At 62.0% G+C, this 7,582-nt stretch carries 10 protein-coding genes and 1 tRNA gene; 5 read left to right on the forward strand and 6 right to left on the reverse strand.

The window, feature by feature from the left end:
* The first annotated feature begins 7 nt into the window (after positions 1 to 7).
* From aguB to PYV00_RS06810, 3 genes are all read left to right on the forward strand, one after another.
* Positions 8 to 859: an N-carbamoylputrescine amidase gene (aguB, locus tag PYV00_RS06800; RefSeq protein WP_275227524.1), complete on the forward strand. Its 852-nt coding sequence runs from the start codon at positions 8 to 10 to the stop codon at positions 857 to 859.
* 3 nt (positions 860 to 862) lie between these two features.
* Positions 863 to 1,360 carry a 2-amino-4-hydroxy-6-hydroxymethyldihydropteridine diphosphokinase gene (folK, locus tag PYV00_RS06805; RefSeq protein ID WP_275227525.1) on the forward strand — a complete coding sequence of 166 codons (498 nt, stop codon included), beginning with the start codon at positions 863 to 865 and terminating at the stop codon, positions 1,358 to 1,360.
* 23 nt (positions 1,361 to 1,383) lie between these two features.
* Positions 1,384 to 1,459 (forward strand) — tRNA-Lys (locus PYV00_RS06810).
* A gap of 530 nt (positions 1,460 to 1,989) precedes the next feature.
* On the opposite strand, the gene PYV00_RS06815 is transcribed toward PYV00_RS06810, so the two are convergent.
* Entirely contained in the window at positions 1,990 to 2,235 is a 246-nt protein-coding gene (locus PYV00_RS06815; protein WP_275227526.1) for a helix-turn-helix domain-containing protein, read from the reverse strand.
* Between the two features lie 71 nt (positions 2,236 to 2,306).
* On the opposite strand from PYV00_RS06815, the gene PYV00_RS06820 reads away from it, so the two are divergent.
* The gene (locus PYV00_RS06820) at positions 2,307 to 2,684 is read left to right on the forward strand and encodes a hypothetical protein (RefSeq protein WP_275227527.1); all 378 of its coding nucleotides are present in this window, start codon (positions 2,307 to 2,309) and stop codon (positions 2,682 to 2,684) included.
* A gap of 72 nt (positions 2,685 to 2,756) precedes the next feature.
* On the forward strand, positions 2,757 to 3,170 hold the full coding sequence (locus tag PYV00_RS06825) for a hypothetical protein (protein ID WP_275227528.1): 414 nt from the start codon (positions 2,757 to 2,759) through the stop codon (positions 3,168 to 3,170).
* Between the two features lie 37 nt (positions 3,171 to 3,207).
* Here the strand turns inward: PYV00_RS06825 and PYV00_RS06830 are convergent, their stop codons facing one another.
* The 5 genes from PYV00_RS06830 to PYV00_RS06850 all read right to left on the reverse strand — a co-directional run.
* The gene (locus tag PYV00_RS06830) at positions 3,208 to 3,498 is read right to left on the reverse strand and encodes a hypothetical protein (RefSeq protein WP_275227529.1); all 291 of its coding nucleotides are present in this window, start codon (positions 3,496 to 3,498) and stop codon (positions 3,208 to 3,210) included.
* A gap of 244 nt (positions 3,499 to 3,742) precedes the next feature.
* Positions 3,743 to 6,154, reverse strand: a complete 2,412-nt coding sequence (locus PYV00_RS06835; protein WP_275227530.1) for a phage/plasmid primase, P4 family — start codon at positions 6,152 to 6,154, stop codon at positions 3,743 to 3,745.
* The gene (locus tag PYV00_RS06840) at positions 6,144 to 6,512 is read right to left on the reverse strand and encodes a hypothetical protein (protein ID WP_275227531.1); all 369 of its coding nucleotides are present in this window, start codon (positions 6,510 to 6,512) and stop codon (positions 6,144 to 6,146) included. Before PYV00_RS06840 ends, PYV00_RS06835 begins: the two co-directional genes overlap by 11 nt.
* A complete protein-coding gene (locus PYV00_RS06845; RefSeq protein WP_275227532.1) occupies positions 6,509 to 6,703 on the reverse strand; it encodes a helix-turn-helix transcriptional regulator in 195 nt (64 codons plus the stop codon). The genes PYV00_RS06840 and PYV00_RS06845 overlap by 4 nt, the downstream gene beginning before the upstream one ends.
* Positions 6,704 to 6,823: 120 nt before the next feature.
* On the reverse strand, positions 6,824 to 7,582 hold a 759-nt coding region (locus PYV00_RS06850; RefSeq protein ID WP_275227533.1), incomplete at its 5' end, for a hypothetical protein.

Consider the following 7,582-nt stretch of genomic DNA (forward strand, 5'->3'; position numbering starts at 1 on the left):
CGGCCCCATGGCCGAAGTCACTGTCGCCGCGCTGCAACTCGCGCTCAACTCGCCTGACGAGGCGGAGAATATCGCCGCCGTTGCCGTGCTGGTGGAACAGGCGGCGGGGCAGGGCGCACAAGTGATCCTGCCGCCAGAGCTGTTTTCCGGCCCCTATTTCTGCAAGGTCGAGGAGGAAGAGCTGTTCGCGCTGGCCCGCCCGACGGCGGAGCACCCTTCGGTGATCGCGATGCAGGCGCTTGCCGCGAAGCTGAACGTGGCGATCCCGACCAGCTTCTTCGAGCGTGACGGGCACCATTACTACAACACGCTGGCGATGATCGGCACGGACGGCGCGATCATGGGCACGTACCGCAAGAGCCATATTCCCGATGGGCCGGGGTATGAGGAAAAGTACTATTTCCGCCCCGGCAACGATGGCTTCAAGGTGTGGGACGTGGCGGGCACGCGCATCGGCGTGGGCGTGTGCTGGGACCAGTGGTATCCCGAATGCGCGCGCGTGATGGCGCTGAAGGGCGCCGAACTGCTGTTCTATCCCACCGCGATCGGTTCCGAACCTTACGACGCCGATCTCGATACCAGCCGCATGTGGCGCCGGGCCATGCTGGGCCATGCGGTGGCGAACTGTATGCCGGTGATCGCCGCCAACCGCATCGGCACCGAAGAAGGGCAGGCCTTCTACGGGCACAGCTTCATCACCGACGAATGGGGCGATTTCCTGGCCGAATTCGGCCAGGCGGAAAGCGGCGTGCTGGTCGCGACGATCGATCTCGATCGCGCGCGCCGGCACCGGGCCGGCATGGGCTTTTTCCGCGATCGCCGCCCGCACCTTTACACCCGCATCTGCGAAGATATCTGAGGGGTGGGGCGGCACCGCTATCTCGTCGCCCTGGGCTCCAACCGCCGGCATCACCGCCACGGCACGCCGCGCGGCGTGATCCGGGCTGCGCTGGCCGCGCTCGATCACGGGAAGGTGGATGTGCTGGCGGTATCGCCGATCATCGAGACGCCGCCGCTGGGCCATTCGCGCCGCCGCTTCGCCAATGCCGCCGCGCTGGTCCGCACCAGGCTGGCGCCGGACGAACTGCTGCACAAGCTGCAGAAGCTGGAGCACAAGTTCGGCCGGCGCAAGCGCGGCCGGCGCTGGAGCGCGCGCGTGCTCGATCTGGATATCGTGCTGTGGAACGGCGGCGCCTTCGCCGCGCCGGGCCTGGTGGTGCCGCACCCGCTGTTCCGCGAACGCCGCTTCGTCCTCATTCCGGCCCTCCACGTCGCGCCGGCCTGGCGCGATCCCCGGACCGGCCTCACGCTGCGCCACCTGGCAGCACGCTTGACCCGGCCGCACACGCCCCCTAGGTGACGGCTTCCGCCCACGCGGCTTGGGGGCCCTTAGCTCAGTCGGTAGAGCAACTGACTTTTAATCAGTAGGTCGCTGGTTCGAACCCAGCAGGGCTCACCATCTTTTCAACGACTTATGTGGAATCGGTGCGGCAGCGATCAGGCTGTCGCGCATTCTGGTAATCATATAGCAATCAGACGGCTGGATTTCGCGATTTGGCAGGCAACCACAGTTCGTTCACTGGGCTGTGCCATTCCATGTCGAAGGTGTTGATCGAGGTGGTTTGTGATCGTCCGGGCATGACGTCCATGCAACCAACTACTGTGCTGATCCGGGACGGGCGGGCAGGTAGAAAAAGAATCCCTTTTTCCAGAGAGGCCCAAAGGGGGTTTTGATCTTACCCAAGGGTTGGGGGCTTGATGGTTGCTCGCAGAATTTTTCTGTGGGTTTTTTGTGAGGGACTATCCAAAAGGCGTGATTTTCGGAGCAGCCGGAATTTCAGATATCATCGTTAGCCGTCACCAAGGCAACATGGCTCGCGGATGAAAGCGCACAGAGCGTCGCGCGCGTCCTGCGCATCATCGTGCACGCCCGGCGAGTAGACGCCCTGACCAGCCCGCTCGATGCTCTCCTTCTTGTGAACTGGCGGCCTAAATCTCAGCCACGATCATCAAAGAAGCAATGGAAGTCGATAGAGCGTCCGCTATTCTCGCCACATTGAGCAAACTGACATTTCTTTCGCCGCGCTCGATCTTGCCCATATGACTGCGGTCGATTCCGGCGGCATCCGCGAGCGCTTCCTGCGACAGTCCTCGTTCCGAACGCACGGCGCGGATTGCCAGGCCCAGCCTCCTTAGGCGACCCTCCGTGTCGGTCTTGATGGACTGGCGTGGCACCCATTTTCAGTTGCGCTGGGCGCACTGATAGGCCACGGTATTTACGACCTATTTGGAAGGCCGATCAGCCAATGAAGTTAACTCTTGCCGCTGCAGCCTCGCTCTCCATCGTAGGCATCTCGGGCTTCTCGAGTGTGGCCGAAGCCCAGATGGGTGAATTGCTGCAACGGAAATGCGATATTCTTCAGCAGCAGGCGGATGCGGAAACTGTGCGCGCGGAAGCGGCGCGGTCTCAAGCCGAAGCGCAGGCGCAAGCCGCTCGCACGGCTACCTCAATAAACACTGGATCGACTTATACGCCGCCGCAGCCGCCCACCTTCATCAACAGGCCATTGGGTACCAATGACGTGCTGGCCGGCTCGCATTCGCCTACCTGCACGCTCGGCAATGGCGTACATATCGCCACCAGTACCAGCACACTGAACGGGGGCGATTGTCGGAGCCGATAGGCAGGCATCAAACGCGCATGGGCGAATGACCCATTTCGCATGACATGGTCACGATATGGGGGACTGACGGCTATGCTGGCGGCTAAGAAAAAAGCTTCTCTGTTCATCCTAGTTGGCGCCGGCGTTGGCATAGGGGCGACACTTGGCGCTCTGGGCTTTGCTATCGCGGATCATCTTCAAAATGCCGCTCCGCGGCCCGCTGAGCAGGAGAAGCAGGCGGCCGTTCCAGCCCCGCCGGCGCGGTGGATGCTGACATATAACGGTTCCATCGTCTTGGGGGAGAAATTCAAAACTGAAACGGAATGCGAGCGAGCAAGAGGTCAATACGTCCAAGCAACAGTGGCCAGAGCGCGCGCGACCATTCAGGAGACTTGGGGGAAAGGGTACACAGGCTATGAGCGGCCATATTATGAAGCGGACGTAGCCAGAGGCCAAACGCTGATCCGTGAAGCAGAGGCGGCTTATTGCCAGTCCTACAGCCTTTAGCCGTTTGTTGGGATGACTGGAGCAATCTTGGTGCGGCTCATCGACCGATCCCCGGCGGCATCCAGTACCGGTGATACTGCCCCCGGCTCGACCATTTGCGCCGACGCTGCCAGCCGTGACGGAGCAGGATCGAGCTGATATACCGGCCCTGCGTATTCAGCGCCCGCTCCAGTTCGATCATGCTGTATGGACGAATTCGGCTGATTTCCGGCTGACTATCCAACCATTGGATAAATCGCGCTTCCAAGGGGGAATTGGATAGTTGCTGTTTGGTGGATAGATCGGCATCGATGCTTCGCTGTAGCGACTTTGTGTAGGCTGACGACACTGAAATTCTCCTGGAATTCGCTGGTGGTTAGGCCGTGATGACTGCGCGGCAGTGTGAACAATCCAAAATGATCCAGAAATCGCATCTTACTGGATAGCCCTGATCCACGTTCACTTTGAAGCAGGGCTGGTAGGGTGACTTTTGAAGTGTTTTCAATAAAGTCCTCACGGGAAATTCATGAGAGTACTTTTACGCAAATACCCCTCAAAGGCGCCCTACTCGCCCTGCCCTCTGCACCACCCCGTCACGGCAGCGCGCGCAGGCCGGAGTAGAAGCGCGACCCGTTGCTCCTGCTGATCAGGAACCCCCGCTCTCCGAGCCGCCGGGTGAAGGCGGTCTTGGTTCCGGGTTTGAGACCGTTGCCGCCGCACCAGCCGGTCCACTTGTCGAAGAGCAGCGTGTCCGGCGTGCGCCCGGACGGGTCGGCCACTGTGCAGTCGGTCAGAAACTCGCCGAGCAGGTCGCTCTCGCTCCTGTACTGCTGCCGCTCGGAAACGATCGCCGGGCTGAGCGCGAGGCTGCCGGAAGCAAGGTAGCGGCGCGCACCCTCGATCATCCACCGCAGGATGCCATTGCGCTCGGCCCAGAGCTTGGTTTCGAGGTGCGGGTCGCGCTGCGTGCCCTCAAACTTCTGCCGGAAGGGCAACACGACAACCCTGCGCCAGATACCGTCGTCGTCGCCCCTGATGATCGGCTTGTGGTTCGTTCGCACCCAGACCGTGAAACGCGGATCGAAGGTGAAGAACTCGCCGTAGAGATGCCGTGCCGAGATGGGCTCGCGCCCTGCCAGCGCCTTCACCGTCTGCTCGTCCAGATACATCCCGCCGGGCAACTCGTTGACCGAGACCAGCCGTGCACCCTCCAGCATGGCGATGTCGCCCCGTGCGCTATTGTCGTCACTGCGGCGCGCGGCGAGCAGGGAATGGGGCGCGACCCTGCTGTACCCGCCGGCGATCCTGCTGACGATGTTGCCGAAGATCGACTTGCCGTTGGCCCCGGAGCCGATGCAGAAGACGATAATCTCCTCCGTATTCAGGCCGGTGAGCGTGTACCCCAGCAGCCGCTGCACCGCGTCGACTGTCGCCTGATCGCCGGCAAACACCTCCGCCATGAACTGGAGCCAGCGCGAGCATGGCGTCAGATCATAGTCGGCTGCGCAGTGCCGCGTGATGAGCAGGTCCGGACGGTTGGTGATCAGCACGCCCGACCGCAGGTTCACGACGCCATTGTCGACGCCTATCAGCTCGGGATCGGCGTCTAGGTCGGCCGGACGAGCTGACATGTTCGGTTCCGACTGCGCGAGTTCCAAAGCGGCCCTGAGGCGCGTTAGATTATGCGCTGCCACCGCGTCCTTGACGCGCGCCTTGCCTCGATCCGGGTCCACTGCATGGCTGGCTGCAGCGTCGGCCAGCATGGCTTGCACGGCTGTCTTCGCCGCCTCGATTTCCTGCCCCTGATCGCACAGAACCCAGTGACCAGCGGACCAGCGGAGCCACTTCCCGTGACCATGTATATAGAGCAACCGACTGCCGAACGTCCTGGCTAGGTACCGAGCGTTGCGAACGTCGCCGTGTTGCGACCAGTCGACCGGGACGTGCACGGATGCACCAGCGGCGACCGGCACGGACGGAACACCGGGCGCAAGAGGTGGCGCTGGCGACACCGGCGGGACACCGGCAGGCGATGCCACGCCCCTTACGAAGTTGTCCTGTACCCCGGAAGCCCGGAGCCTGGCGAAGAACGACGCCGCTGTGATCCCTCCCGCGCGCGAGGGGTCGAAGCTTTTCCAGTCCTGCTCGAATTGCTGAGGGTCGAACGTGCGGCCTTCCTTGCTCCAGTCCCACGCCGCGTCATGTGCCCACGGACCGACGGCGGCGATGCTCCACAAGTCGGGCAACCAGTCGGCGCGACCGGCGTCGGGGTTGAAGACGCGCTTTCCGTCCACCGTCACCCTTAGGAGCCTGGCAAGCTCCGCGCGGTTTTCAGGCGTATCGGCGACCGGCTCGAAGCGCGGGCCGAAGGACTGCGCGGGAAACTGATGCGGCATGGGCGCGTTGGCCTCGGACTTCTTTGCCGGCCCCTTCGCAAGCTCATCCGTCCACACCTTAAGGAGCGCGGCTGGGATCACGGGCAGCTTACGCCAGTCCCCGGGGCCTCCCCAACGGTAGGGCTGCCCGTTATCAGGGTGGATAGACGGCGGCAGCACGTCCTGGACGGAATTGCCGCCGCCGTCGGCACAACGGAATTCGAGGATCATGTCGCCGGCTGCGTTCTTGATCTGCAAGGTCCGAACAGGCGGGATGCCCTCGGGCAGCCGATAGAGCAGCTTGCCCCGATTTTCGCGCCCGGAGTCGATCTCGACGTGATCCGGCGAGGCGATAAGCTGACCAGTATTCACGCCGCGTGCGAGCAGCCATTCCTTCGCTTGCGGGATATCGTCATAGTCCAGCGCCATCGTGCGGGAGTAGGCGTGGAGCAGGCCCACGCCTTCTGTTAGCAAGGCTGCCACCGCCGGGTCGGTGATGGCGTTCTCGGGCCGGTTCCAACCCGGCGCGCTCGGGCCCTTGGTGCCGCGTGGAATCGCGCACAGTGAGAAGCCATGACGGACATACTCAGCGGCAAAGGCGCCGGTGCCAGTGGGGACGCTAGTTGCCACAGTTTGTCTCCCCGGCGGGATACCAGTCCCCCAACGCAATCGGAATCAGTTCAGCAGCGAGGTAATAGCAACGCCTCGCCTCATAGGCGCCCTCGGCCAAAATGCGCATATCGGCCAAGGGGATGACATTCTCGGTCGCCAATTCATGCACAGCGACTTCATAATCGTGCTGCGTCACCAGTGCCTGCACCCTCAGTACCGCAAGGGAATTGAGCTTGGCCATCGTCACGTGGCCAGCGACGGTTTCCCGCCACAGCATGTGACGATGGGCAACGGCGATGGATTCGGGGCGTTCATAAAACTGCTTCAAGCGTTCGGCCAACTGGCGTTCGCTGTCAGACTGTCCGGGGGCGCTCACTTCGCACCTCCGTCGCTAGTGGAGCGCACGCGGCGGGTTTCAATCCAGCTATCGAGATCGGCCTTGCGATAGCGGACAGCGCCGCCGAGCTTCACGAAGACAGGGCCTTCCCCGCTGATGCGGAAGCGCTCCATCGTCGGCTTGCCCAGGCGCACGTAATCCGCTGCCTCTCGGGTGTTCAGGATTTCCAATGTCGTCTCCTATCGTTGGACGACATCGCAGCTATCCGGTCACCGTGTGCCAAAACGCATGGCCCAAATAGCACACCGCTGACTCCCGCCCGCGCGAGTGCTGCGGTCGGGTAACCAGCTTCAAAGGGTCCGGCTCAGTTCGACCATCTCGCGGGCGTGAAAGCGAAAATACTCAAGAGCCTGATCTTTGGTCACGGCTCCCCGCTGGCGCAGGTTTGCCGCATGAATATCCGCCATATCTGCTGCAATCTCATTCTGGGCAGGGAAGCTCTCGGGCATCTCGATCCAGTTTCGGATAGCAGTGCCCGTTATTGGCTTCGCTTCCCCGTGATCGGCGGTCTTCAGGCTGCAACCAGCATCAGCCAGAATTTCCGCTATGACTTTTCGGGCTTCCCGACCGGACATTGATCCTACCTCGGTCAATATTTTCACGGCGGATATAGCGAATCCGCCAAGTACGACGTGCCCGTATCCTTTTTTTGTTCCAATTATCGGGCGCGTAGCTCTCAGCAAAAGATGCTTGTGTCCACCCCACTTTGCGGCGTGAAATACGCCAATAAGAGACTGCAACATTTTGTGGACATTATCATTCGGGTCGGGGAAGAGGCCTGCAACTGACGCCAATGCATGAATCACCATATCTTGGGCGTCTCCGGCGTCATCCCTTCTCACAGCGTCGGTGAATTCACGCGCGCAGTTCTGGAGCAGCGCAATGACTGCCGCCGGACGTTCGTGCTCTTCCAACCCCCAGATCGTGCGCGGGTCGCTCGCAATACTGACCTTCTCCCCGCCGCTCATTGCGCGCGCGCTTTCTTGTGCGCGGCGACAACTACGATGGCCGGTTGAGCGGCGACTATGATGGCCGGTAGGATCGGTTGT

Origin of the sequence: Novosphingobium album (ex Liu et al. 2023), assembly GCF_029076845.1 — a bacterium.
GTDB lineage: Bacteria > Pseudomonadota > Alphaproteobacteria > Sphingomonadales > Sphingomonadaceae > Novosphingobium.

Coding starts and splice junctions, on each gene's coding strand:
- aguB (WP_275227524.1), top strand. CDS start 8: ATGGCCGAAGTCACTGTCGCCGCGCTGCAACTCGCGCTCAACTCGCCT.
- PYV00_RS06825 (WP_275227528.1), top strand. CDS start 2,757: ATGCTGGCGGCTAAGAAAAAAGCTTCTCTGTTCATCCTAGTTGGCGCC.
- PYV00_RS06820 (WP_275227527.1), top strand. CDS start 2,307: ATGAAGTTAACTCTTGCCGCTGCAGCCTCGCTCTCCATCGTAGGCATC.